Here is a 24,974-nt window from a genome sequence, read left to right as displayed (position 1 = left end):
CCTTAGCAAAAGAGGTTTATGCATAACGGTGTGAAGCCGAACCACCGGCGCACGCGCCGGACATACGACATCCTGACAATATCCTGCTGATAACGGCGAGGTTTCCTTACGCTTTTCAGGTCAAATCATTAAGCAAAATGGTTGCCAACTTTTCGCAACCAGCGCAGGGATTTAGACAATGTTGAGTATAGAGCGCCGTTACAGGGCCTCTGCACCGGCGAAGTGAAATTACGGGAGGGATCACATCTGGTTAACAATAAAGTACATAAATATTGCAATAGTCACGCTTTGCGCATTTTTGTAGCAAGTTGTGCAAACTATGCTGCGCGGTGGTGCAAGCGATGGGCATAACAAAAAATCCCGCCGGGGAGCGGCATATTGATTCACCGGATAACCGTTGTGAGGGTTATCGGGGCATTCAGGCTGCGGAGCACTTTTTTGAACTATATTCAAATGATTGGTCAGCCTTAATCCGGCTTTACGCCAGAATGTATCTGGCATCAACATATCTATTTCTTCGAGGTGATATGAAATTCCCAGGCATCCCGGATAATGAGGAAGAACGATTAAGGTCCCTTTATCTGGCAGACCTTCTTGATACTGGCTCCGAAGAACGATTCGATCGTTTAACCCGTCTGGCCAAAAAAATCTTTCAGGTGCCCGTGGTACTGATAAGTCTGCTCGACCGTGAGCGTCAGTGGATGCTAGCGTGCGAAGGTTTGGGTACCCGCGAAACGCCTCGCAACATCTCTTTCTGTAGCCACGCCATTTTAGAGGATGGCCCCTTTATTGTTAACGACGCATCGCACGATGAACGTTTTCATGATAATCCGCTGGTGACCGGGGAACCTTACATCAGATTCTACGCGGGTTATCCCGTACATCTGCCTGATGGCGCGGTTGCGGGTACGCTTTGTCTGATTCATTCCACGCCCCGCGGCTTCAGCGACGAGGATATTGCTTGCCTCAGAGATTTGGCTTTTATTGTCGAAGATGAATTTAAAATTATTGGTATCGCCATGACCGATAGCCTAACGGGCATACCGAATCGTCGTGGTTTCTACAGTAAAGGCGAAAAGCGATTCCATTCCCTGACTAAAACCAATGCAACATTCAGCCTTATCTTTTTTGATCTCGATAAGTTCAAACCTATCAACGATCTCTGGGGGCATGCAGAAGGTGATGAGGTATTAAAAGTATTTGCCGCGATGCTATATAAGCGCCTGGGTACCAGAGATATTGCAGGACGCCTCGGCGGCGATGAATTTGCCGTTCTCCTCGCCCACCACGCCGATGCGGATGCATTTTTACACGGTTTGCGCAGCGATGTGGATGAGTACAACGAAAACTCTGGCAAACCCTATAACATCAATTATTCCTATGGGATGTTACGTAATGACCCGGATCGTTACCCGTCGCTGCGGGAAATGCTTAAAGAAAGCGATGAGGTGATGTACTCAGCAAAACGCCGGAAGCATGCATAACCTTTCACATTGGCAGAGAATGAATACCAGGCATTGATAAAGGCTGTTTTGCAGGGCGGCGATTCTGACACGGAAAATGAGCATCGTAGAAGCCAGGGGGCATGAGCCCCCTTGATATTTATATCAGTTTTTTACCAGCATCGTTAACGACCTTCTCACCATCTTCCTTGGTGAATGCGCCTTTTTGCCCGTCCGGGAGGATATCCAGCACCAATTCTGAAGGCCGGCACAGACGCGTTCCCAGCGGCGTCACCACAATGGGGCGATTAATCAGGATCGGATATTGCAGCATAAAATCGATTAGCCGATCGTCAGTAAATTTATCTTCCGCAAGTCCTAACGCTTCATAAGGCTCAACATTTGTCCGCAGCAGAGCCCGTACGGTAATACCCATGTCCCCAATCAGTTTGACCAGTTCATCGCGTGACGGTGGATGCTCAAGATAATAAATAATCGTAGGTTCGGTACCACTGTTGCGGATCATCTCAAGCGTATTACGCGATGTACCACAGGCTGGGTTGTGATAAATGGTGATGTTGCTCATTTTCAGTATCTCATGACAAAGTGAAAGAGAGACGTAGCGCCAGCGCAGCCAGCGTGACAAACAGGACAGGCAGGGTCATCGCAATTCCGGTGCGGAAATAATATCCCCAGCCAATCTTCATATTCTTTTGTGCAAGCACATGCAGCCACAGCAAAGTCGCCAGGCTACCAATTGGCGTAATTTTTGGGCCTAAATCGCAACCAATCACATTGGCGTAAATCATCGCTTCTCTGACGATGCCGGTCGCCGCACTACCATCAATGGATAATGCCCCAATCAACACCGTCGGCATATTGTTCATCACCGATGACAGAAACGCCGTCAGGAAACCGGTGCCGAACGTGGCAGTCCATAGACCGTTGTCAGCCAGCATATTGAGTACGGCAGACAGATACTCAGTGAGTCCGGCATTACGTAAGCCGTAGACGACCAGATACATACCCAACGAGAAAACCACGATCTGCCAGGGTGCCCCACGAAGCACCTTCCCGGTGTTTATCGCATTTCCACGTTTTGCGACCACAAACAGCACTGCGGCGCCAACGGCGGCTATCGCGCTGACGGGGATCCCCAACGGTTCCAGGACAAAGAAACCAACCAGCAGGAACAGCAGGACTATCCAGCCCGCTCTGAACGTCGCCGGATCCTTAATCGCACTGGCGGGCATCTTCAGCAGTGAAACGTCATAGCTGGCCGGGATATCCCGACGGAAGAAGAGATGCAGCATAACCAAGGTGGCAGCAATGGCCGCCAGGTTTACAGGGACCATCACGGAGGCGTACTGAGTAAATCCCAGGCCGAAGAAATCCGCTGAGACGATATTGACCAGGTTAGAGACAATCAGCGGCAGACTGGCGGTATCTGCGATAAATCCTGCAGCCATGACGAAGGCCAGTGTCGTCCTCGGGCTGAATCCCAGCGCCAGCAGCATCGCAATCACAATAGGCGTCAGTATCAATGCGGCACCGTCGTTAGCAAACAGAGCAGCGACAGCAGCGCCAAGCAATACTATCCATGTAAACAGCAGTCGACCGCGCCCGTGCCCCCACCGGGCAACATGCAGTGCGGCCCATTCAAAGAAACCGGACTCATCGAGCAGCAGGCTGATGATAATCACTGCAATAAATGCCGCTGTTGCGTTCCAGACAATATTCCAGACCACGGGGATATCCCCAATGTGGATGACCCCTGTTCCCAGCGCCAGCACGGCACCAATACTTGCGCTCCAGCCAATACTGAGTCCTCTGGGTTGCCAGATAACCAGCACCAGCGTCAGTATAAAAATACTCCCTGCCAAAAACATCCCGGCTCTCTTTATATATGCTTATACATATGTGAGTAAACTATCAGCAAGACGTGCATGCCGATTTATCCAGCCATTCACGCACATCATCGCGTAGGCACTGCCATGACGTCGTTATCGTCTCACTGGCCCATGCCGGGATATGGGGGGACAGTCGATAATGAACCCATTTCCCTTCCCGGCGATCCAGTACCAGCTCGGCCTCACGCAGGATAGCCATATGGCGAGAAATTTTAGGCTGTGATTCAGCTGTCGCAGCGCAGATATCACATACGCACAGTTCGCCGGCCTCCCTGAGTAACATGACAATCGCGAGGCGGGTTTCATCCGACAGGATTTTAAATAGCTGAACAGGCTGTAGCATCTTGTACTCCCTTCCCTTTGCATACATATATGCTAAATCATATATATTGATATTGGAATCACCAAACGATCCCGGAGATAAAAAACGGAAGACTTTTTGCACTGAACGCGGATTATCTCGATCAACCAATTTGAGAAGAACGGGCGAATGAAACCATGGTCCGGGTACGGAATGGTTTACTGCTGAAAGGACACACGGGTTAAGCCAGCGACCAGAGTTGTAGAGAAAAAGGTCAGAGGTCATCCCCATGGGATCGGGGGCCGTCATGCCCTCTTCCAATGGTGAAGTCGCGTGGCGAAATGAGAGTAAGCAGAATAGACAAAAACAAAAAAACCACCCGTAGGTGGTTTCACGACACTGCTTATTGCTTTGATTATTCTTGTCTTTCCCATGGTAGCCGGAGTGGGACTTGAACCCACACAGCGCGAACGCCGAGGGATTTTAAATCCCTTGTGTCTACCGATTCCACCATCCGGCCAGGGAAGAAAGTGGAGGCGCGTTCCGGAGTCGAACCGGACTAGACGGATTTGCAATCCGCTACATAACCGCTTTGCTAACGCGCCTTTAAATCTTAAACATCCGCTATCGCCGATGTTCTTAATTTGGAGCGGGAAACGAGACTCGAACTCGCGACCCCGACCTTGGCAAGGTCGTGCTCTACCAACTGAGCTATTCCCGCATTATCAAGTTGACTCATTAACCACTTGATTTTGCTATCGTCTGGCAATCAGTGCTGCCGTTCGATGCGTTGCATTCTACTTATCTCACGCGGTGAGTCAACGGTATTTTTCGCAACTTTGTATCGTTTGCTGAAAATTACGCCGAAACGATCACTCTTGAAGCAAATCACCGCGCGCGGCGTTCAGATATTGCAGCATAGACCACAGCGTCAGCACTGCTGCCACGAGGAATAACGCAATACCCGCCCACTCAACCCACATATTCGGACGCCACAGCATCCACACCAGCGCGGTCATCTGCGCGGTGGTTTTCACTTTACCGATCCACGAAACGGCAACGCTGCTGCGTTTGCCCAGCTCGGCCATCCACTCACGTAACGCAGAGATAATAATTTCGCGAGCGATCATCGTGGCAGCCGGTAAGGTCACCCACCAGGTGTGGTAGTGCTCCGCCACCAGCACCATGGCAATCGCCACCATCACTTTATCCGCAACAGGATCGAGGAAAGCGCCAAAGCGGGTGCTCTGGTTCCAGCGACGAGCCAGATAGCCATCAAACCAGTCGGTAACGGCGGCCACAAAGAAGATTAGCGCGCAGACAAACGGCGCCCAGACGAACGGAAGGTAGAACGCCAGCACAAAAAACGGAATCAGGATGACGCGGAACAACGTAAGCAATGTAGGGATATTATATTGCATGGCGTGGTAACTATCTGTTGTTAGGAAATATTAGCCCTATGTTGCTACAGAGCCCCTAATGTTTCAACGAGTAGAAGATCTTTTCTGCTAAGCCAAGGGAGATTCCCGGCACTTTAGCGATATCCTCAATGCTGGCCTGCTGTAAACCTTGCAGCCCGCCCATGTACTTGAGAAGCATCTGGCGTCGCTTCGGCCCAACGCCTTCAATGGTCTCCAGCGAGCTGGTGCTTTTCACTTTAGCGCGCTTTTTGCGGTGCCCGGAGATAGCGTGATCGTGCGATTCGTCGCGGATATGCTGGATCACATGCAGCGCCGGAGAGTCCGGTGGCAGACTAAAGCCCTCGCCTTCCGGCTCAAAGAACAGCGTTTCGAGCCCAGCTTTACGGTCGCTGCCTTTCGCCACCCCCAGCAACAGCGGATGATGCTTATCCCACGGAACGTTGAGTTCAGCAAAAACCGCTTTCGCCTGGCCCAACTGCCCTTTGCCACCATCGATAAGAATGACATCCGGAATTTTGCTTTCATCAATCGCTTTACCGTAGCGACGGCGCAGCACCTGATTCATCGCGGCATAGTCATCGCCCGGGGTAATACCGGTAATGTTGTAGCGACGATACTCGGCACGCAGCGGGCCGTTAGCATCAAACACCACGCAAGAGGCGACGGTCTGTTCACCCATGGTGTGGCTGATGTCGAAACATTCCATCCGTTTAATTGCCGGCAGCTTCAGCTCGGCAGCCAGCGCCTGAAGGCGCTGATGTACGGTAGACTGTTGAGAAAGTTTAGTCGACAGCGCAGTCACCGCGTTGGTGCGCGCCAGCTTTAAGTAGCGCGCGCGGTCACCGCGTGGTTTGGTCTGTACCTGAATACGTCGCCCGGCGAGTTCAGAGAGAGAGTCAGCGAGCAGCGTTTTATCTTTGAGCGAGAAGTCGAGCAGGATCTCGCCCGGTAGCGTGCGCATCTGGCTGCCCTGGAAATAGAACTGGCCAACGAAGGTTTCTACCACTTCGCCAAGTTCGGTATCGCTCGGCACCTTGGGGAAATAGCTGCGGCTACCGAGGACTTTGCCCTGGCGGATAAACAGCACGTGCACACAGGCCATTCCAGCCTCGAACGCCACGCCAATAACGTCCAGATCGTCACCGTTATTCGAGACAAACTGTTTTTCCGTCACTCGCCGTACGGCCTGAATCTGATCGCGGATGCGCGCGGCTTCCTCAAATGCCAGCGCCTGGCTGGCTTTCTCCATGCGCGCAATCAGCTGCGTCAGCACCTGATCGTCCTTCCCCGCGAGGAACAGACGTACATAGTCCACCTGCTGCGCGTATTCTTCCTCACTGACAAGCCCCTTCACGCATGGCCCCAGACAGCGACCAATCTGGTATTGCAGGCAAGGACGCGAGCGGTTGCGATAAACGCTGTTTTCGCACTGGCGAACAGGGAAGATTTTTTGCAGCAAGGCCAGCGTTTCCCGCACCGCATAACCGTTGGGGAAAGGACCGAAGTACTCGCCTTTGGCATGCTTGGCGCCGCGATGCGTCGCCAGACGCGGATGGGCATCTGCGCTGAGGAAAATAAAGGGATACGATTTGTCGTCACGCAGCAGCACGTTATAGCGCGGCTGATAGAGCTTGATGTAGTTGTGCTCCAGCAGCAGAGCTTCCGTTTCGGTGTGGGTGACGGTGACATCAATCTGGGCGATTTGCGCCACCAGCGCTTCCGTTTTGCGAGAAGACACCTGAGCGCGAAAATAGCTGGCAAGGCGCTTTTTGAGATCTTTGGCTTTGCCAACATAAATAACCGTGCCGCCGGCATCATACATACGATAAACGCCGGGCTGGCTGGTTACGGTTTTCAGAAAGGCTTTTGAATCAAAAACATCACTCACTGACTTGCTAACGACTCCGCATTGCACAGGCCATGGCGAATTGCCAGGTGAGTCAGCTCAACATCACCGTGTATGTTCAGCTTGCTAAACATACGGTAGCGGTAACTGTTCACCGTCTTGGGACTCAGATTCAACTGCTCTGAAATCTCATTCACCTTCTGACCTTTAGTGATCATCAGCATAATCTGCAATTCACGTTCAGACAAACTGGAGAATGGCGATTCCGTCTTTTCCGGCTCAATCTGGCTTAACGCCATTTGCTGAGCAATGTCTGACGCGATATAGCGCTGACCGGAGAACACCGAGCGAATAGCGTTAACCACCTCTTGCGGCGCGGCGCCTTTGCTCAGATAACCCGCCGCACCAGCCTGCATAACTTTCGCCGGCAGTGGGTTTTCCGTGTGTACGGTTAGCATGATAACTTTGGTATCCACCGCTGAACGCGCAATTTTACGCGTTGCTTCAAGGCCACCGATGCCAGGCATATTCATGTCCATCAATACAACATCGACAGGATTGGCACGGCACCACTTAACCGCATCTTCCCCGCAGTTGGCTTCGCCGGTGACTCTAATACCTTTTATATCTTCGAGAATGCGTCGTATCCCTGCGCGCACCAGTTCGTGGTCATCAACAAGAAGGACGTTGATCAAAGGAATAATCTCCAGAATAGGGATAACGCTACTACTGCTTAATTCCCCCATACTACCGGGTTTTATATCATCTGTGAAAGTCTAAAAATGCCAGGGCTCCGATTTTGATCTCGTTTTTGGCAATAATCATGTACAGAGACTGGAAAACGCTAAAAAACAGTAAGATGCCGATGGCAGATATCAGTATGCTTACAGGGATTAACGGCGTAAACAGGCGCTTTGTCGTATATTTGATAAATAGCCCTTATAATATGTAACAACAATTAACGATGACAAAACCGTATTTAAACAATTTGCGCCTAACCTGCTGTCTACGCAGACGAAATAATAATTAATATCAGATCTGAGCAGCGCGCAAAAAACAGGCACTCCTTTTTTTCTCCCGGCTTGTGGTATACTGCGCCGCTTTCATAATCCGCATCGCGCATAATGCGCAGAAATTGTACGAGGCAATAAATGAGCACACCTGATTTTTCCACTGCAGAAAATAATCAAAATCTGGCCCAGGAAGTTTCCTGCCTGAAGTCTCTTCTGACCCTGATGCTGCAGGCGATGGGCCAGGCTGATGCTGGCCGCGTGATTATTAAAATGGAAAAGCAAATTGCGCAGTTAGAAGATGAAGCTCAGGCTGCCGTATTTTCCAGCACCGTTAAGCAAATTAAACAAGCTTACCGCCAGTAATAAAAAACCGGCTGTCAGCATCGCTGCTGACAGCCGGTTTGCCGTCTGGCACGCAGAACGCGAATACAGGTCAGATCAATCCAATCGCCGCTGCATAGCAGGCAATCTGCGTTTTATTCGGCGCATTAAATTTTTTCTGCATGTTCTTTTGATGGAAATTCACCGTATTCTCGGAAATCGACAAAATCATCGAGATCTCCGCAGATGTTTTCCCTTCCGCCGTCCATTTCAGAATTTCTAATTCCCGCTTGCTGAATTTCATCTCCCGCGGCATCACCATTTCATCTTCTATGCGTAATAGCGCCAGCAGACTCATTTCCAGCAGAATTTGTAAACGCAAAGCGATTTCATCCTGGTCCTGAATAGATCCCGGCGTACGGGTACGCGACACCGACAGGAAACCGTGCGCATGGTTAGGCAACATCAGGCATTGTGTGGCGCCGGTTTGCAGACCATGTGCGCGCGCGGCTTGCCACAACTCCTGCGCGTCGCTGAACAACTCATCGTCCCAGGGTAAGTGACCCAACGAGAAATTATCAGGTTTTAGCACCGGATCGATAGCCATATAGTTCGCAGACTTATAATGCGACATCCAGGCATCAGGATAGGTGGTATACACAGAAATACGCGGCCGGGTAAACGGCACCGGATGTCGGACGCACAGGGCGAAGAAATCGTATTCCAGATATTCTGTTTGCGCTTGAAGTAGCGCGTATATCTGTTCACTTGCCGAAGCCGCCTGGAAAAGATGCAGCATTTCCCGCCGCCAACTGAAAAAATCATCGTCTCTCATAACGAACGAGAAACCCCCTGATCAATAATCATTTTTATGAATACAGAAACCTAACACATAAATCTTATTTATATGTATAAAATATCACGCCTGCCTGAAATAATCTTAATTTGCCTCATTTCTGTAACTTAGCGCACGATATTCCGGCTTTCCGGCGCTTTATGGACCTTTCAGGCGGAATAATATTTACCTATTGATTGGGCATGCTTAAGTAAAATTTTTCATTAAAAAGGCGATGGTACAGGGGCGTCATTATTTGCTATGCGAATTAAGTCCCGTAGAAGGCACGCCAGCGTGTATTGCTGGCGTACCTCAAAGCGACTACTGCATCAGGAATTTTTCGAGGAACTGGCGGGTACGGGCCTGCTGTGGGTTGGCAAACAGCGCTTTGGCTTCGCCCTGCTCCACAATCCGCCCCTGGTCCATAAAGATGGCACGGTCAGCGACATCACGAGCAAAGCTCATTTCATGAGTCACGATGACCATCGTACGCTTCTCCTGCGCCAGCGCGCGGATGGTGTTCAGCACCTCCCCCACCAGCTCGGGATCCAGTGCCGACGTCGGTTCATCAAACAGGATCACATCCGGGCGCATCGCCAACGCTCGGGCAATCGCCACACGCTGCTGCTGGCCGCCGGAAAGACGGCGCGGATAGCTCTCTTCTTTACCTGAAAGCCCCACCTTGCCCAATAGCTCGCGAGCCCGAGCAACCGCCCCGGCTTTATCCTCGCCCTTCACGATCACCGGCCCTTCAATAATATTCTCCAGCACCGTACGGTGCGGGAACAGATTGAAGCTCTGGAACACGAAGCCGACGTGCTGGCGCAGGCGGCGAATCAGCCCTTTCTGCTGGCCGATGGGGCGTGCGGTATCAATGGTGATATCGCCGACGCGTATGGTGCCGCTCTCCGGCTGTTCCAGCAGATTAATACTGCGCAGCAGCGTGGTTTTGCCGGAGCCGCTTGGCCCGATAATCGCTACCACTTCACCCTCTTTCACCTCAAAATCAATACCGTGCAGCACGGTCTGTCCGTGGAATTTTTTAACCAGGTTTTTGACTTCAATTGCACTCATTTCGGGTCTCGCTCCTGGCGGTTAAGCTGATTTTCAAAATAGTTTTGCAGCACCGACAGCACGGTCGCCATCACCCAGTAAATCAGGGATGCAGCCAGATACATGGTGAATACTTCCAGCGTACGCGAGGTGATCAGCTGCGCCTGACGGAACAGTTCCGGCACCTGAATCGTCGCCGCCAGCGAGGTATCCTTCACCAGGCTGATAAAACTGTTCGATAACGGCGGTAGCGCCACGCGCGCCGCCTGCGGCAGAATCGCCCGGCGCATCGTCTGCCACGGGGTCATACCGATACTCGCCGCCGCTTCCCACTGGCCTTTATCGATCGACGAAATCGCCGCACGCAGCGTTTCGGCAGCATAGGCCGCGGTATTCAGCGACAGGCCGATCATCGCCGACGGAATCGGATCCAGTTCGATGCCAAACTGCGGCAGACCGTAGTAGATCATAAATAGCTGGGCAATCAGCGGCGTGCCGCGAAAAATAGAGATATAGCAACGTGCCAGCCAGCGCACCGGCGCAATGGGCGACAGGCGCATCAATGCGAGAATAAAGCCCAGAACCAGCCCAAAGAACATCCCGCCAATACTGAGCTGGAGGGTAAAGACCGCGCCTTTGAGCAGATACGGCGCGGAGTCGATCACTAATTGGATACTTTCTTGCATGAGCGCGTTCTATTTAAATGTGAGGATGATAGGCGAACAGCGCAGGCGCGCCGCCGGTATGGACGAACAGAATAGGCCCTTCATCTTTGAAGCGTTTCTGGCTGATGCCGTCGATAAGCCCGGCCATCGCTTTGCCGGTATAGACCGGATCGAGAAGAATGCCTTCCAGACGCGCGAGCAGTTTCACCGCTTCCATGCCGTCGTCGTTCGGAATACCGTAAGCCGGGGCGAAATAGTCGTCCCACAGCGTGATTCCGGCAGTAGCCGTCAGTTCAAGACTGCGCGCAATCTCCTGCTGAAGCGTGACCACTTTCGGCAGTTGATCGGCCACCTTGCGGGAAACGGTGACGCCAATCAGCTCGGCTTCCGGCATCACCTGTTCGAGCCCCACGGCCAGACCGGCATGCGTTCCTGCGCTGCCGGAAGCGACCACCACGGAGGAAATCGACACCGCACCTTCGCACTGCTGCGCGATTTCCAGCGCGCTCTCCACGTAACCCAGCGCACCCAGCGCGTTTGAACCGCCAACCGGAATCACATAAGGACGAAAGCCCTGCGCTTCGAGACGCGTCGCCAGTTCAGCCAGCTGCGCGTTCGGGTCGGTTAATGCCTCGCAGATCTCGACCTGGGTGTTAAACAGATCCAGCAGCAGACGGTTGCCGTTGCTGAGATAGTTTTCTGCCTTCGTCCCCATCGGGTTTTCCAGCAGCGCCACGCAGTGCAGCCCCAATTTTGCCGCCACCGCCGCCGTCTGGCGCACGTGGTTAGATTGAATCGCGCCAGCGGTCACCAGCGTGTCGGCCCCTTCGCGTAGCGCGTCGGCAGCGAGAAACTCCAGTTTACGCAGTTTGTTTCCGCCCATCGCCAGCGGCGTGACGTCATCGCGTTTGATAAAAATGTCGCGCCCGATGTAGTCGGAAAAGCGCGGCAGGTATTCCAACGGCGTCGGCGCGCCAATAAACTCCAGGCGCGGAAAACGGGTTAAATTTTGCAGTGACATAGCATCTCCTTAGTCTCGTTTTTATTATGCGCCGTAAATAAAAAAGGCGCCCTTTCAGCGCCTTTTTTCCTTCAGAGCGATTACTGCGTAACGTCAGCTCCAAACCATTTTTCGGACAGCGCCTTCAGGCTACCGTCTTTCTTCATGGCGTCAATAGCGCTATCCACTGCTTTGAGCAGATCGTCGTTGCCTTTACGCAACGCAACGCCTGACTCCTGGCGGGAGAACGCATCACCGGCCACCGCCAGCGTATTGTTGGTTTTCTTCACCAGATCCAGCGCCGCCAGACGGTCAACCAGAATGGCGTTGATACGGCCAACGCGCAGATCCTGATATTTGGTCGGGTCATCGTCGTAAGTCCGGATGTCCACGCCCTGCACGTTCTGACGCAGCCACTCTTCATAGTTGGTGCCCAGACCGACGCCGACTTTTTTACCTTTCAGGTCCGCCGCGGTTTTGATGGAGTCTTCACTGCCCTTCTTCACCAGCGCCTGAATACCGGAAATGGTGTAAGGGGTGGAGAAGTCATATTTTTTCTGACGTTCCGGCGAAATGGTGACCTGGTTAATCACCACGTCGATACGTTTGGAGTCCAGCGACGCCAGCATACCGTCCCATTTGGTCGGTTTCAGATCGGCCTTAACGCCAAGGTGTTTAGCCAGTTCATTCGCGAAATCGACTTCAAAACCGGTCAGTTTGCCGTCATCACCCTGGAAACTAAACGGAGGATAGGTCCCTTCCAGCCCAACGCGCAGCGTGCCGCGTTCTTTAACCTGGTTTAATAAATTTTCGGCAGCAAAGGCTTGCACGCTTGCTCCCGCAACCAGCGCAACGGCCATTACGCCCATCAGCGCCTGACGACCCAGAAACTTCAGTTTCATTATACCCCCGAAAAACATTATTTTTCCGTAGTGTAAACCGTTCATCATCAATGACAAACACCCATAAGATCCATGTTATTCCAATTTAATATATATCAGAGGTTTCACGGTCTGCGAAGTTTTGTGCGTTGTTCAGCGCCTGCTGGTGATGAAATCGCAGGTATTTACGTAGTGCAATACGATAATTGTTGGTGCTGGTATCCGGCAGCCACGCCTCCAGCTTGACGTCAGCCTGGCGCTCCAGCAGCAGCGAGTGCGGCACCTGTTGTGCGGAAAAGTGGTTGCCCAGACGACGCAAACGCACGACGTATTCACGCACGGTACCGGCGCTCATGTCCGTGTGTTCGAGGAGGTATTGTTTGAAGCCGATGATATTGAAGAAGGCGCTCTGCTCTTTGCAGTGCAGATCGCCGCAGAACCGGCACAGCGCCGACCACGCATCGCGTTCCTGCTGCCAGGCCGCGTCGTCCATCAGGGTATCGAGACGGGATATCGCGATTTTATTGACTATCTCCCCCTGCCGGACCAGCGTGATGCGGTCGAGCAGTTTATGACAGTGCGCGCAGTGTGTTTGGCTGTGTTTGAAGTCTTTCAAATAGCGGCTTAACGGCCGTCTTTTTACCTGCATCATCATGATAACTCCGGGTTTTCATTGATTAATGCGGCATTCTTTGGTTGAACGTAACGTTATACCAACCTACAGCTTACCCAGCTTGATGCGCAGACGCTTGATCGCCTGACTGTGCAACTGGCTGACGCGCGATTCCCCCACTTCCAGCACCGCGCCAATCTCTTTGAGATTGAGCTCTTCCTGGTAATAGAGGGTTAGCACCAACTTCTCACGTTCCGGTAAGGCTTCAATCGCCTCCATCACGCGCTGGCGAAGATCGCCTTCCAACAGTTGATGCAGAGGATTTTCGTGCTGATTCTCTTCCGTCACCAGTTCAATGCTGTCGCCATACTCTTCTCGCCACTCGTCGTAGGAAAAAAGCTGGCTGTTATTGGTATCTAACAGCACCTGACGGTATTCCTCAACCGCAATCCCCAATCGCTGCGCGACTTCGGTTTCCGTCGCGTTTCGTCCCAGCTCTTGCTCCAGTTGACCCAGCGTTTGCGCAACTTCACGCGCGTTCCGCCGGACGCTACGCGGCACCCAGTCACGGCTGCGTAATTCGTCCAGCATCGCCCCACGGATGCGTTGCACTGCGTAAGTGGTAAATGCCGTACCTTGCAGAGCGTCATAGCGTTCAACAGCGTTCAATAAGCCGATACCGCCCGCCTGGAGCAGATCGTCCAGTTCCACGCTCGCCGGCAAACGCACCTGGAGGCGCAGCGCTTCATGGCGCACCAACGGCACATAGCGTTGCCATAGCGAGTGTTTATCCATTACACCTTCAGCGGTATACATTGAATTCACGATAAACAGCCCTGCATTAATATGAGTTATCGGCACGATTATCCGTTTCTATAGCCGTTTTAATCGGTGGAACAGTGGGAGAAATGTGGGGTTATTTGCGCAGTAAAGTGAAATTTCAGTAACAAAAAAACCCCGCCGAGGCGGGGTTGGGTCAGGTTGAGAGCGATTAGCCCTGCAGCAGAGACAGAACCTGCTGCGGTACCTGGTTGGCTTTCGCCAGCACGGAGTTACCGGCCTGCTGGATGATCTGCGCTTTAGACATGTTGGACACTTCGGTCGCATAGTCGGCGTCCTGAATACGGGACTGCGCTTCAGACAGGTTGGTGGTGGTGTTGTTCAGGTTGGTTACCGCGGAATCCAGACGGTTCTGGATAGCACCCAGGGAAGAACGGAATTTGTCGATCTGGCTGATGGCGTCGTCGAGGGATGCCAAAGGATTTTTGGTTGAAGTGCCAGCACTGGTAGTATTGGTAGTAAGTTTGCCATCAGCACTAACATAAGCTTGAGCACCTACATTAGCAGCATATTTACCAGCACCAGTTCCGCTCGCAACAGTGACAGAACCGGTATCTTTATCAACATTATAAGTCGTAGTGAAGGTCTGAGTTTTAGTTAACTCACCATCATTGTCAACGAAGGTGTCTGAGGACGTACCGCTACCAAAGGTAGCAGTGTAAGTCAAAGGACCGTTGTTGAACTTGATAGTTACATCACCAGCAGTAGTATCAGCGTTAACATTCGCCAGCAGAGCATCAGATGCGACTGTATCTTTGTAAGATACGCCTGCACCATTGCCTGCAAAGCTGTAGGTTTTACCACCAAAATCAACTGTGGATTTAATAGCTGCGCCAGCATTATTGTTAGTATCTGCAGCAGTAAACAAGGAACTCATTGTTGCAGCAGTGGAAGAACCTGTTGGGTTGTTGGTCGTCAGGGCACCATTTACCAGATAGGCCGCTTGGCCACCAATAGTAATATTGCCGCTAGCATCTGCTTCAAATGTTACTTTACCGGTTGCAGAAGTATATGTTCCAGTTGAGGTCTGACCTGCCGGAGCTTTCAGACCAGCACCCAAGGTTGTGGTATTTGCGCCAGTGGTTTCAGTTTTAGTTGTAGTAAAGTTTTTAGCCGTTGCGTCGTAAGTATAAGAGCCAGCGTTTGCACCGGTAGCAATTGTTACAGTATCCCCATCATTCAGCTTACTGAACGCAGACGTTGCATCAAGTGCATTGAAAGTCGTAGTGACTGTATACGGACCAGAACCCGTTGCACCCGCCGCGGTCAAATCACTAACAGTAGCTGCTTTATTAGCAATGGTACCTTTACCATTCACGTTAAAACCGTTCAGTCCCAAGGTATCAGAGTCAATCTTCTTCAGGTCGATAGTGATGGTCTGGCCATCGTTCGCACCAACCTGAATTTTCATGGAACCGTCTTTTGCCAGTACGTTCACGCCGTTGAACTGGGTCTGACCGGATACGCGGTCAATTTCGTCCAGACGGGATTTGATTTCGTCCTGGATAGAGTCCAGGTCGGACTGGGAGTTGGTACCGGTAGTTGCCTGAACGGTCAGTTCACGTACACGCTGTAAGTTGTTGTTGATTTCTGACAGCGCGCCTTCAGTGGTCTGCGCAACGGAGATACCGTCGTTGGCGTTACGTGCCGCCTGAGTCAGGCCTTTAATGTTAGAGGTGAAACGGTTAGCAATCGCCTGACCCGCTGCGTCATCCTTCGCGCTGTTGATACGCAAGCCAGAAGACAGACGCTCGATAGAACTGGACAGAGCAGACTGGTTCTTGTTGATATTGTTCTGAGTGATCAGCGAGAGGCTGTTGGTATTAATGACTTGTGCCATGATTCGTTATCCTATATTGCAAGTCGTTGATTACGTAATGGGTTTCCACCCGTCGGCTCAATCGCCGTCAAACTTGTTATCGTCTGCCGTTAAACAACCTTTAGAATTTTTTTTCGCAATCACGCATTTTTTTAGCCGCCGAAATACTCTTTTCTCTTGCCCTTATTCCTGCCATTAAAAATTTAGAATTAAGCGTAAACTTTGTGACATTCAGGCCGATAACCCCGGTATTCGTTCTACGTGTCGACAGATAAAAGGAAATCACATGGCAAGTATTTCATCGCTGGGAGTCGGGTCGGGCCTGGATTTAAGCAGCATTCTTGATAGCCTCACCGCCGCCCAGAAGGCGACGCTGACGCCTATCTCTAAACAGCAGACGTCTTATACCGCAAAGCTGAGCGCCTACGGGACGCTGAAAAGCGCGCTGACCACGTTCCAGACCGCTAACACCGCGTTGTCGAAGGCTGACCTGTTTTCCGCCACCACCACTACCAGCAGCAGCACCGCGTTTAGCGCCACTACGTCAGGGAATGCGATTGTCGGGAAATACACCATCAGCATCAGCCATCTGGCGCAGGCGCAAACGCTGACCACCAGCACCACCAAAAGCGATACCAAAACCGCAATCGCCACCAGCGACAGCACGCTGACCATTCAGCAAGGCGGCGGTAAAGATCCGATCACCATCGATATCAGCGCGGCCAACTCCTCGCTGAGCGGTATTCGCGATGCCATCAACAACGCGAAAGCGGGCGTCAGCGCCAGTATCATCAACGTTGGTAACGGCGAATATCGTCTGTCGGTGACCGCAAATGACACCGGTAGCGATAACGCCATGACGTTGACCGTCAAAGGCGACGACGCGCTGCAAAGCTTTATGGGTTATGACGCCAATGCCAGCAGCAACGGGATGGATGTCTCGGTTATTGCGCAGAACGCCCAGTTGACCGTCAACAACGTCGCCATTGAGAACAGCAGCAACACCATCAGCGATGCGCTGGAAAACATCACCCTGAACCTGAACGATGTCACCACCGGCAACCAGACGCTGACCATCACTCAGGACACCACCAAGGCGCAAAAGGCCATCAGCGACTGGGTCACCGCCTATAACTCGCTGCTGGACACCTTTAGCAGCCTGACAAAATACACCGCCGTAGATCCGGGTTCCGATAGCCAGAGCGCAAACAACGGCGCCCTGCTCGGCGACTCGACGCTGCGCACGATTCAGACTCAGCTCAAAAGCATGCTGAGCAACAGCGCCAGCTCCTCACAGTTCAAAACGCTGGCGCAGATCGGTATCTCTACCGACCCGAGTACCGGCCAGCTTGAGCTGGATGCCGACAAACTCACCGCCGCGCTGAAAAAAGACGCAACCGGCGTCGGTACTTTGATCGTCGGCGACGGCAAAAAAACCGGTATTACCACCACCATCGGCACCAACCTGACCAGCTGGCTTTCCACCACCGGCATCATCAAGGCCGCCACCGATGGCGTCAGCAAAACGCTGAACAAATTAACCAAAGACTACAACGCCGCCAGCGATCGTATCGATGCGCAGGTTGCGCGCTACAAAGAACAGTTTACCCAGCTGGATGTGTTAATGACCTCGCTGAACAGTACCAGCAGCTACTTGACGCAGCAGTTTGAATCGACCAGCAATTCCAAGTAATCACTTTTGATCGGGAGAGACATCATGTACGGGGCAAAAGGTACGCAGGCCTACGCACAGATTGGAGTGGAAAGCGCCGTCATGAGCGCCAGTCAACAGCAGCTTGTCACCATGCTGTTTGACGGCGCGCTCAGCGCGCTGATCCGCGCCCGCCTGTTTATGCAGGACGGCAACCAGCAAGGGAAAGGTCTTTCCCTGTCGAAAGCCATCAACATTATCGAAAACGGGCTGAAAATTGGCCTGGATGAGGACAGCCGCGACGAGCTGACGCAGAACCTGCTGTCGCTGTATGCCTATATGGTCAGACGCCTTCTGCAAGCCAACCTGCACAATGATGTGAGCGCCATTGAGGAAGTTGAGGCGTTAATGCGCAACATCGCTGATGCCTGGAAGGAATCTCTTCTTACGCCTAACTTGATTCAGGACGCCGTCTAATGAGCCATGCACCGCACCTTTATCTGTCGTACCAAAAGCTGGTTGAAAAAAGCAATCTGATGCTACGGCTTGCCACGGAGGGACTGTGGGACGAATTAATCGCCAGCGAAATGGAGTACGTCAATGCGGTGCAAAAGATTGCTCAACTGACGCGAGAGAGCCAGCCAACGGAACCGCTTCAGGAACAACTTCGCCCGATGCTGCGTAAAGTGCTTGATAACGAAAATACCGTAAAGCGCCTGTTGCAGGCCCGTATGGACGAACTGGCGAAACTGGTGGGACAATCGTCAATCCAGAAAACGGTGATGACGACCTACGGTAATCAGGGCGGTCACGTACTGGTTCCGCAGGATAATGTAGACCTGAATCACTGATAAATAGCGCTCCGACATCAACCATGTCGGAGCGACCAAATCTTACGGCAATACCGACGGCAGCGGCGCTTTAGTCAATGCGTTGGCGCATTCTACCGTGGGCCGCTCAACCCGCTGCAATGTCATGCCATCGTATTTCAGCAAATTGCCATCGCGCTCCACCGCATAAACATCAAGCTTGTTGGTCACATTGTAGACATCGCTATCGCGCAGAGTGAGTTTACCCGGCAGCGCAATCACCCGTTGCCACTGGCGGCAGTCCAGCGTGTCGCCGTCGCGAGTGACAATCAGGCTGGCTATCGCCTCCGGGCTGACCAGCGCGCGCTGCGGCCCCATGGTCTGCCAGTAGCCCGCCAGCCCCGCCGGAGCAGGCGATTTCACCACGGTTGAGTAGTTTTCAATCTGCGCACAGCCCGCCAGCGTCATCAGCGCTGCCACAATGGCTAATTTTTTCATTATTCATCCTGTTCCGGGAGAAAAAAACAGAAACATTATAGCGTTAAACCTATGGGGGTTTCACGGAAAAGACGGTGCGTAGAGGGTAATCCGGACGAACACAATAGTAGCCTATGCCAAAGCTCCTCTGCGAGGTGCATGACAATGAATATCCTCATTCTTGAACTGCTGTGGACGGTTTTAGATAGCCATCATCATGGACAGCCCCATGATGATGGTGATACGAATTATTTCTTACAGAGAATGTGCAATTCCTTGCGATTAAAACCGCCTTCTTTTGATAGATCCTGATAACCACCAGGACAAACCTCATTTGCTTTTGAATAGCAAACATCCCAACCCGTCGCGGCACCACATTGGATGTCGTACTCACTGGAACCATCTGGACGTTTTATTTCCTGGGATGTGGAGCATGCAGCGAGAATGCACGCGGAGGCTATCAGCATTAGTACTTTCATTGTTATCTCTCAGTTGAGTTTATTACTGAATAACTATGCTCGAAACACCGCAAAGCTCAAAAGATTTTTATGGCAAAATAGAGATAGGGGGCGAGTTGGTGTGCGCTATCGAAGGACACACCAATCAAGACATACTTACGCATGCAGTTCCTCAGGCGCTGGAGGATAGTGAATAAGCCATACTAATGCACAAATAGTCTGTCTGGTTTACGGACCAGGATGTATGAAAACAATCAGGAACAGATACTCATTCTGAACCAGAAATTAAATCAGTTTGTCCCACTCATGCCCCAGCCCGTAGGATTGGATGTGATTAAAGAAGTATAAACAATGAGTTAGATTGATTACACCTGCATCCCCATCACTTCCTGATAGGCGCTCACCAGTTTATTTCGCACCTGAATCCCCATCTGCAATGAAACGGATGCTTTTTGCAGATCGGTCATCACATCGTTCAACGCGATGCCAGGTTCTCCCAGTGAGAACTTCTCCGCCTGCGCTTTGGCGCTATTTTGCGTATCGCTGATACGGTCGAGCGCCGCGTGCAGCTGCCCGGCAAAGCTGATGGTTGGCTGTGTATCCACGCTTTGACTGCGCGCCATTGATGCCGTTGCCTGCATCTGCGACAGCACGCCCTCAATACCCTGAATCGCCATGTTGACTCCCAGATTGTGTTTAACCTGGGAACGAGCTTATCAGTTTGTCAATAAGATAAAGGCGCTAAATAGCGCTATAAAAACGGGTTATTTGGCCCATCAAATTTCCCGAAGCATCAAATAATGGCATAGCTGTCTTTATGTGTTTTGCGCCAGGGAGTCTGCTTTGTTTTCGTTTACGTTTAACGCCATTGATCAGGATCGACGAGGTGCGCAATGAGCGCGAGTGCTACGGCTACGCCACAAAATAAAACTGTAGAATGGGTCAATCGCCTGCGCGCTAATCCAAAAATTCCACTGATGGTGGCCAGTGCCGCCGCGGTGGCTATTCTCGTGGCAATGGTACTGTGGGCCAAATCCCCGGACTATCGCACGCTGTTCAGTAACCTGTCCGATCAGGACGGGGGGGCCATCGTGACCCAACTGACCCAGATGAACGTCCCCTATCGTTTCGCCGATAACGGCGGCGCGCTGGAAGTGCCCGCTGACAAAGTGCATGAACTGCGCCTACGACTGGCCCAGCTCGGCCTGCCGAAAGGCGGCGCGGTAGGTTTTGAACTGCTCGATCAGGAAAAATTCGGCATCAGCCAGTTCAGCGAGCAGGTGAACTACCAGCGCGCGCTGGAAGGTGAACTGTCGCGTACCATCGAAACCCTCGGTCCGGTCAAAAGCGCCCGCGTGCACTTAGCGATGCCAAAACCTTCGCTGTTCGTACGCGAGCAGAAATCCCCTTCTGCCTCCATTACCGTCAACCTCGAACCAGGCCGCGCGCTTGATGAAGGGCAAATCTCCGCGGTGGTCCATCTGGTCTCCAGCGCCGTAGCGGGTTTACCGCCGGGCAACGTCACCGTGGTCGATCAGGGCGGCCATCTGCTGACCCAGTCCAATACCAGCGCTCGTGACCTGAATGACGCGCAGCTGAAATACACCGCCGACGTTGAAGGCCGCGTTCAGCGCCGCATTGAAGCGATTCTTGGACCGATCGTCGGTAACGGTAACGTGCATGCGCAGGTCACCGCGCAGGTAAACTTCGATAATAAAGAGCAAACCGACGAACAGTATCGCCCGAACGGCGATCCTAACCAGGCCGCCATTCGTTCGCGTCAGGTGAGCGAAAACGATCAGGTCGGTAGCCCGTATCCGGGCGGCGTTCCTGGCGCGCTGTCGAACACCCCGGCACCGGCGCCGTCGGCGCCGATTGCCAACCCGCCGGCGAATCAGGCCAACGCGCAGAATGCCAATACCCGCACAACCGCCACCACCGGTCCACGCAATACCCAGCGTAGCGAAACCAGCAACTTCGAACTCGATCGCACCATTTCGCACACCAAAAAGAACGTTGGCGATGTTCAACGTCTGTCGGTCGCCGTGGTGGTCAACTATCGCAATCTGCCAGACGGTAAGCCGCTGCCGCTGACCAGCGATCAGATGAAACAGATTGAAGATTTAACCCGCGAGGCGATGGGCTTCTCCAGCCAGCGCGGCGATACCCTGAACGTGGTCAACTCGCCGTTTAACAGCAGCGATGACAGCGGTGGTGAACTGCCGTTCTGGAAGCAGCAGTCGTTTATCGATCAGCTGATGTCCGCCGGTCGCTGGCTGCTGGTGCTGATTGTTGCCTGGCTGCTGTGGCGTAAAGCGATTAAACCGCAGCTTGTGCGCCGTGAACAGGCCGCCCAGGCCGAAGTGGAAAAAGCCAAAGCGCAGCAGGAAATTCAGGAAGCCGTTGAGGTTCGCCTCAGCAAAGATGAACAGACCCAGCAACGCCGTGCCAACCAGCGCCTGAGCGCCGAGGTGATGAGCCAGCGTATTCGCGAAATGTCTGATAACGATCCGCGCGTCGTGGCGCTGGTCATTCGCCAATGGATGAATAACGACCATGAGTAATCTTACCGGAATCGACAAAAGCGTCATTTTGCTGATGACGATTGGCGAAGATCGCGCCGCCGAGGTGTTTAAGCATCTCAGCACCCGCGAAGTACAGCAGCTCAGTACCGCCATGGCGGGCATCAAACAGATCTCGAATAAACAGCTGACCGACGTGCTGGCCGAGTTTGAGCAAGAGGCCGAGCAGTTCGCGGCGCTGAGCGTTAACGCCAATGAATATCTGCGCTCGGTGCTGGTTAAAGCACTGGGCGAAGAGCGCGCCTCCAGCCTGCTGGAGGACATTCTCGAAACCCGCGAAACCACCAGCGGGATCGAGACGCTCAACTTTATGGAACCGCAGAGCGCCGCCGATATTATCCGTGACGAGCATCCGCAGATCATCGCCACCATTCTGGTCCACCTCAAGCGTGGTCAGGCGGCCGATATTCTGGCGCTGTTCGATGAACGTCTGCGACACGACGTCATGCTGCGTATCGCCACCTTCGGCGGCGTGCAGCCGGCCGCGCTGGCGGAACTGACAGAGGTGTTGAACGGTCTGCTCGACGGCCAGAACCTCAAGCGCAGCAAAATGGGCGGCGTGAGAACGGCGGCAGAAATTATCAACCTGATGAAAACGCAGCAGGAAGAAGCGGTTATTACCGCGGTACGCGAATTCGACGGCGAGCTGGCGCAAAAAATTATCGACGAAATGTTCCTGTTCGAAAACCTGGTCGAGGTCGACGATCGCAGTATCCAGCGCCTGCTGCAGGAAGTGGATTCCGAATCGTTGCTTATCGCGCTCAAAGGTTCCGAGCCGCCGCTACGCGAGAAGTTCCTGCGCAATATGTCCCAGCGTGCTGCCGACATTCTGCGCGACGACCTCGCCAACCGTGGCCCGGTACGTCTGTCGCAGGTCGAGAACGAACAGAAAGCCATTCTGCTTATTGTGCGTCGTCTGGCCGAAACCGGCGAGATGGTGATTGGCAGCGGAGACGACACCTATGTCTGATACCACGCCGTGGAAAGTCTGGCAGCCTGACGATCTCTCGCCGCCGGTGGAGGTGGAGTTTACTCCCCTCACCCTCGACGAACCGGACGCCGTGCAGGAAGAAATTTCTGCCGAGCAGTTGCAGCAACAGCAGTTGGCTCAGCTACAGATCCAGGCTCATGAACAGGGCTATCAGGCCGGGCTGCGTGAAGGCCACGCCGCCGGTCAACAACAGGGCTATCAGGAAGGTCTGGCGCAGGGGCTCGAACAGGGCCTGGCACAAGCCAAACAGGATCAGGCCCCTATTCATGCCCGCATGCAGCAGCTGGCGAGCGAATTTCAGCACACCCTGGATACCCTCGACAGCGTGATCGCCTCACGTCTGATGCAGATGGCGCTGGAGGCTGCGCGACAGATTGTCGGCCAGATGCCGGTGGTCGATAACACCGCGCTGATCAAACAGATTCAATCGCTGCTGCAGCAAGAGCCTCTGTTCAGCGGCAAGCCGCAGCTGCGGGTCAGCCCGGAAGATTTACCGCGCGTCGAGGAGATGCTGGGCGCCACGCTGAATCTTCACGGCTGGCGGCTGCGCGGCGACCCAACGCTGCACCCCGGCGGCTGTAAGGTCTCCGCAGATGAGGGCGATCTCGACGCCAGCGTGGCCACGCGCTGGCAGGAACTGTGCCGCCTGGCGGCACCGGGAGCCTGCTAATGACCGTGCGCCTGACCCGCTGGCTGAACACGCTCGACAACTTTGAGGCCCGCATTGCCCAGCTTCCCGCCGTGCGCCGTTACGGCCGCCTGACCCGGGCCACCGGGCTGGTGCTGGAAGCCACCGGGCTGCAGTTGCCGCTTGGCGCAACCTGCATTATTGAGCGTCAACAGGGTACAGAGATGCAGGAAGTGGAAGCCGAAGTGGTCGGCTTCAACGGTCATCGCCTGTTTTTAATGCCGCTTGAAGAAGTTGAAGGCATTTTACCCGGCGCGCGGGTTTATGCCCGTAGCGCCGTCGGCGACGGACTGCAAAGCGGTAAACAGCTTCCGCTCGGCCCGGCGCTGCTTGGCCGCGTACTCGACGGCAGCGGCAAACCGCTCGACGGCCTGCCCGCGCCGGATACCACGGAAACCGGCGCGCTGATCACGCCGCCGTTCAACCCACTCCAGCGTACGCCGATTGAGCACGTGCTGGATACCGGCGTGCGGCCAATCAATGCCCTGCTCACCGTGGGTCGCGGCCAGCGTATGGGGCTGTTTGCCGGCTCCGGCGTCGGTAAGAGCGTACTGCTCGGCATGATGGCGCGCTATACCCGCGCTGACGTCATCGTCGTCGGTCTTATCGGTGAGCGTGGTCGCGAGGTGAAAGATTTCATCGAGAATATTCTCGGCACCGAAGGCCGCGCACGTTCCGTGGTGATTGCCGCGCCCGCCGACGTTTCTCCTCTACTGCGTATGCAGGGCGCCGCTTACGCCACCCGCGTGGCGGAAGATTTCCGCGATCGCGGACAGCATGTGCTGTTGATCATGGATTCACTGACCCGTTACGCGATGGCGCAGCGTGAAATTGCGTTGGCGATCGGCGAACCACCGGCCACCAAAGGCTACCCGCCTTCGGTCTTTGCCAAGCTGCCCGCGCTGGTTGAACGCGCCGGGAATGGCATCAGCGGCGGCGGTTCGATCACCGCGTTTTATACCGTGTTAACCGAAGGCGACGATCAGCAGGATCCGATCGCCGACTCCGCCCGCGCCATTCTCGACGGCCATATCGTGCTGTCGCGACGGCTGGCCGAGGCCGGTCATTACCCGGCAATTGATATTGAAGCCTCTATCAGCCGTGCCATGACCGCGCTGATTAGCGAGCAACACTACGCGCGAGTGCGCAATTTTAAACAGCTGCTTTCCAGTTTTCAGCGTAACCGCGACCTGATTAGCGTCGGCGCGTACGCCAAAGGCAGCGATCCGATGCTGGACAAAGCCATCACGCTCTGGCCGCACCTGGAAGCATTTTTACAGCAAGGCATTCTTGAAAAAGCAGACTGGGAATCATCAATCCAGGCGCTGGAATTGATTTTCCCAACGTCATAGTGAAGC

Annotated in this window: 25 protein-coding genes and 3 tRNA genes; 9 read left to right on the top strand and 19 right to left on the bottom strand. The window is 53.5% G+C overall.

The window, feature by feature from the left end:
- Nucleotides 1–527 precede the first annotated feature (527 nt).
- Nucleotides 528–1,484 (top strand): sensor domain-containing diguanylate cyclase, encoded by a 957-nt coding sequence (locus GY169_RS09085; protein ID WP_163448988.1) that lies wholly within the window; start codon nt 528–530, stop codon nt 1,482–1,484.
- 118 nt (nt 1,485–1,602) lie between these two features.
- On the opposite strand, the gene arsC is transcribed toward GY169_RS09085, so the two are convergent.
- From arsC to uvrY, 9 genes are all read right to left on the bottom strand, one after another.
- The gene (gene arsC / locus GY169_RS09080; RefSeq protein ID WP_167575542.1) at nt 1,603–2,028 is read right to left on the bottom strand and encodes a glutaredoxin-dependent arsenate reductase; all 426 of its coding nucleotides are present in this window, start codon (nt 2,026–2,028) and stop codon (nt 1,603–1,605) included.
- A gap of 10 nt (nt 2,029–2,038) precedes the next feature.
- Complete coding sequence (locus tag GY169_RS09075) at nt 2,039–3,331, bottom strand: arsenic transporter (protein ID WP_167575541.1); 1,293 nt, start codon at nt 3,329–3,331, stop codon at nt 2,039–2,041.
- A 43-nt stretch (nt 3,332–3,374) separates the two neighbouring features.
- Nucleotides 3,375–3,695 carry a transcriptional regulator gene (locus GY169_RS09070; RefSeq protein WP_167575540.1) on the bottom strand — a complete coding sequence of 107 codons (321 nt, stop codon included), beginning with the start codon at nt 3,693–3,695 and terminating at the stop codon, nt 3,375–3,377.
- Nucleotides 3,696–4,086: 391 nt separating this feature from the next.
- Nucleotides 4,087–4,173 (bottom strand) — tRNA-Leu (locus tag GY169_RS09065).
- A gap of 11 nt (nt 4,174–4,184) precedes the next feature.
- Nucleotides 4,185–4,258, bottom strand: a tRNA-Cys gene (locus GY169_RS09060).
- A gap of 40 nt (nt 4,259–4,298) precedes the next feature.
- A tRNA-Gly gene (locus GY169_RS09055) sits at nt 4,299–4,374 on the bottom strand.
- A gap of 151 nt (nt 4,375–4,525) precedes the next feature.
- The gene (gene pgsA, locus GY169_RS09050; RefSeq protein WP_064544567.1) at nt 4,526–5,074 is read right to left on the bottom strand and encodes a CDP-diacylglycerol--glycerol-3-phosphate 3-phosphatidyltransferase; all 549 of its coding nucleotides are present in this window, start codon (nt 5,072–5,074) and stop codon (nt 4,526–4,528) included.
- Between the two features lie 55 nt (nt 5,075–5,129).
- A complete protein-coding gene (gene uvrC, locus GY169_RS09045; protein ID WP_163449001.1) occupies nt 5,130–6,962 on the bottom strand; it encodes an excinuclease ABC subunit UvrC in 1,833 nt (610 codons plus the stop codon).
- A complete protein-coding gene (gene uvrY / locus GY169_RS09040; protein WP_064544562.1) occupies nt 6,959–7,615 on the bottom strand; it encodes a UvrY/SirA/GacA family response regulator transcription factor in 657 nt (218 codons plus the stop codon). Before uvrY ends, uvrC begins: the two co-directional genes overlap by 4 nt.
- A gap of 456 nt (nt 7,616–8,071) precedes the next feature.
- Between uvrY and GY169_RS09035 the strand changes: the two genes are divergently transcribed.
- Entirely contained in the window at nt 8,072–8,296 is a 225-nt protein-coding gene (locus GY169_RS09035) for a DUF2594 family protein (protein WP_064544561.1), read from the top strand.
- 70 nt (nt 8,297–8,366) lie between these two features.
- Here GY169_RS09035 and sdiA read toward each other — a convergent pair whose 3' ends face one another.
- The 8 genes from sdiA to GY169_RS08995 all read right to left on the bottom strand — a co-directional run bounded on the left by sdiA (nt 8,367) and on the right by GY169_RS08995 (nt 15,981).
- Nucleotides 8,367–9,089, bottom strand: a complete 723-nt coding sequence (gene sdiA / locus GY169_RS09030) for a transcriptional regulator SdiA (RefSeq protein ID WP_167575539.1) — start codon at nt 9,087–9,089, stop codon at nt 8,367–8,369.
- Nucleotides 9,090–9,410: 321 nt separating this feature from the next.
- On the bottom strand, nt 9,411–10,163 hold the full coding sequence (gene tcyN, locus GY169_RS09025; protein ID WP_167575538.1) for an L-cystine ABC transporter ATP-binding protein TcyN: 753 nt from the start codon (nt 10,161–10,163) through the stop codon (nt 9,411–9,413).
- Nucleotides 10,160–10,828 (bottom strand): cystine ABC transporter permease, encoded by a 669-nt coding sequence (gene tcyL / locus GY169_RS09020; protein ID WP_064544553.1) that lies wholly within the window; start codon nt 10,826–10,828, stop codon nt 10,160–10,162. The genes tcyN and tcyL overlap by 4 nt, the downstream gene beginning before the upstream one ends.
- A 13-nt stretch (nt 10,829–10,841) precedes the next feature.
- Nucleotides 10,842–11,828, bottom strand: a complete 987-nt coding sequence (dcyD, locus tag GY169_RS09015; RefSeq protein WP_167575537.1) for a D-cysteine desulfhydrase — start codon at nt 11,826–11,828, stop codon at nt 10,842–10,844.
- An 80-nt stretch (nt 11,829–11,908) separates the two neighbouring features.
- Complete coding sequence (gene tcyJ / locus GY169_RS09010) at nt 11,909–12,709, bottom strand: cystine ABC transporter substrate-binding protein (RefSeq protein ID WP_163449006.1); 801 nt, start codon at nt 12,707–12,709, stop codon at nt 11,909–11,911.
- Nucleotides 12,710–12,794: 85 nt separating this feature from the next.
- Complete coding sequence (gene fliZ, locus GY169_RS09005; RefSeq protein ID WP_411908124.1) at nt 12,795–13,346, bottom strand: flagella biosynthesis regulatory protein FliZ; 552 nt, start codon at nt 13,344–13,346, stop codon at nt 12,795–12,797.
- Between the two features lie 60 nt (nt 13,347–13,406).
- Complete coding sequence (locus tag GY169_RS09000) at nt 13,407–14,126, bottom strand: RNA polymerase sigma factor FliA (protein WP_064544586.1); 720 nt, start codon at nt 14,124–14,126, stop codon at nt 13,407–13,409.
- A gap of 166 nt (nt 14,127–14,292) precedes the next feature.
- Entirely contained in the window at nt 14,293–15,981 is a 1,689-nt protein-coding gene (locus GY169_RS08995) for a FliC/FljB family flagellin (protein WP_167575536.1), read from the bottom strand.
- Nucleotides 15,982–16,246: 265 nt separating this feature from the next.
- On the opposite strand from GY169_RS08995, the gene fliD reads away from it, so the two are divergent.
- From fliD to fliT, 3 genes are read left to right on the top strand one after another with little or no spacing between them, the layout of a single operon-like run.
- Complete coding sequence (gene fliD, locus GY169_RS08990) at nt 16,247–17,653, top strand: flagellar filament capping protein FliD (RefSeq protein WP_167575535.1); 1,407 nt, start codon at nt 16,247–16,249, stop codon at nt 17,651–17,653.
- 24 nt (nt 17,654–17,677) lie between these two features.
- Complete coding sequence (gene fliS, locus GY169_RS08985; protein ID WP_064544546.1) at nt 17,678–18,088, top strand: flagellar export chaperone FliS; 411 nt, start codon at nt 17,678–17,680, stop codon at nt 18,086–18,088.
- Nucleotides 18,088–18,462: a flagella biosynthesis regulatory protein FliT gene (fliT, locus tag GY169_RS08980; protein WP_163449009.1), complete on the top strand. Its 375-nt coding sequence runs from the start codon at nt 18,088–18,090 to the stop codon at nt 18,460–18,462. Before fliS ends, fliT begins: the two co-directional genes overlap by 1 nt.
- A gap of 42 nt (nt 18,463–18,504) precedes the next feature.
- On the opposite strand, the gene yedD is transcribed toward fliT, so the two are convergent.
- Together yedD and fliE are read right to left on the bottom strand one after the other, a co-directional pair.
- Nucleotides 18,505–18,918 (bottom strand): lipoprotein YedD, encoded by a 414-nt coding sequence (gene yedD, locus GY169_RS08975; protein WP_167575534.1) that lies wholly within the window; start codon nt 18,916–18,918, stop codon nt 18,505–18,507.
- Between the two features lie 802 nt (nt 18,919–19,720).
- The gene (gene fliE / locus GY169_RS08970) at nt 19,721–20,032 is read right to left on the bottom strand and encodes a flagellar hook-basal body complex protein FliE (RefSeq protein ID WP_163448962.1); all 312 of its coding nucleotides are present in this window, start codon (nt 20,030–20,032) and stop codon (nt 19,721–19,723) included.
- A 216-nt stretch (nt 20,033–20,248) separates the two neighbouring features.
- Here fliE and fliF point away from each other — a divergent pair, with 216 nt between their 5' ends.
- Genes fliF through fliI form a run of 4 tightly spaced genes read left to right on the top strand, consistent with a single transcriptional unit; the run spans nt 20,249 to nt 24,968 of the window.
- Nucleotides 20,249–21,919 (top strand): flagellar basal-body MS-ring/collar protein FliF, encoded by a 1,671-nt coding sequence (gene fliF / locus GY169_RS08965; RefSeq protein ID WP_167575533.1) that lies wholly within the window; start codon nt 20,249–20,251, stop codon nt 21,917–21,919.
- Nucleotides 21,912–22,907, top strand: coding sequence for a flagellar motor switch protein FliG (gene fliG / locus GY169_RS08960; RefSeq protein ID WP_163448960.1), 996 nt, complete (start codon nt 21,912–21,914; stop codon nt 22,905–22,907). Before fliF ends, fliG begins: the two co-directional genes overlap by 8 nt.
- On the top strand, nt 22,900–23,598 hold the full coding sequence (fliH, locus tag GY169_RS08955) for a flagellar assembly protein FliH (RefSeq protein WP_163448959.1): 699 nt from the start codon (nt 22,900–22,902) through the stop codon (nt 23,596–23,598). The genes fliG and fliH overlap by 8 nt, the downstream gene beginning before the upstream one ends.
- Nucleotides 23,598–24,968 carry a flagellar protein export ATPase FliI gene (gene fliI / locus GY169_RS08950; RefSeq protein WP_163448967.1) on the top strand — a complete coding sequence of 457 codons (1,371 nt, stop codon included), beginning with the start codon at nt 23,598–23,600 and terminating at the stop codon, nt 24,966–24,968. Before fliH ends, fliI begins: the two co-directional genes overlap by 1 nt.
- The last annotated feature ends 6 nt before the right edge of the window (nt 24,969–24,974 follow it).

Origin of the sequence: Kluyvera genomosp. 3, from assembly GCF_011765685.1 — a bacterium.
GTDB lineage: Bacteria > Pseudomonadota > Gammaproteobacteria > Enterobacterales > Enterobacteriaceae > Kluyvera > Kluyvera georgiana_A.
Note: the sequence above shows the minus strand (reverse complement) of the source record. Positions and strands in the feature narration are given on the sequence as shown.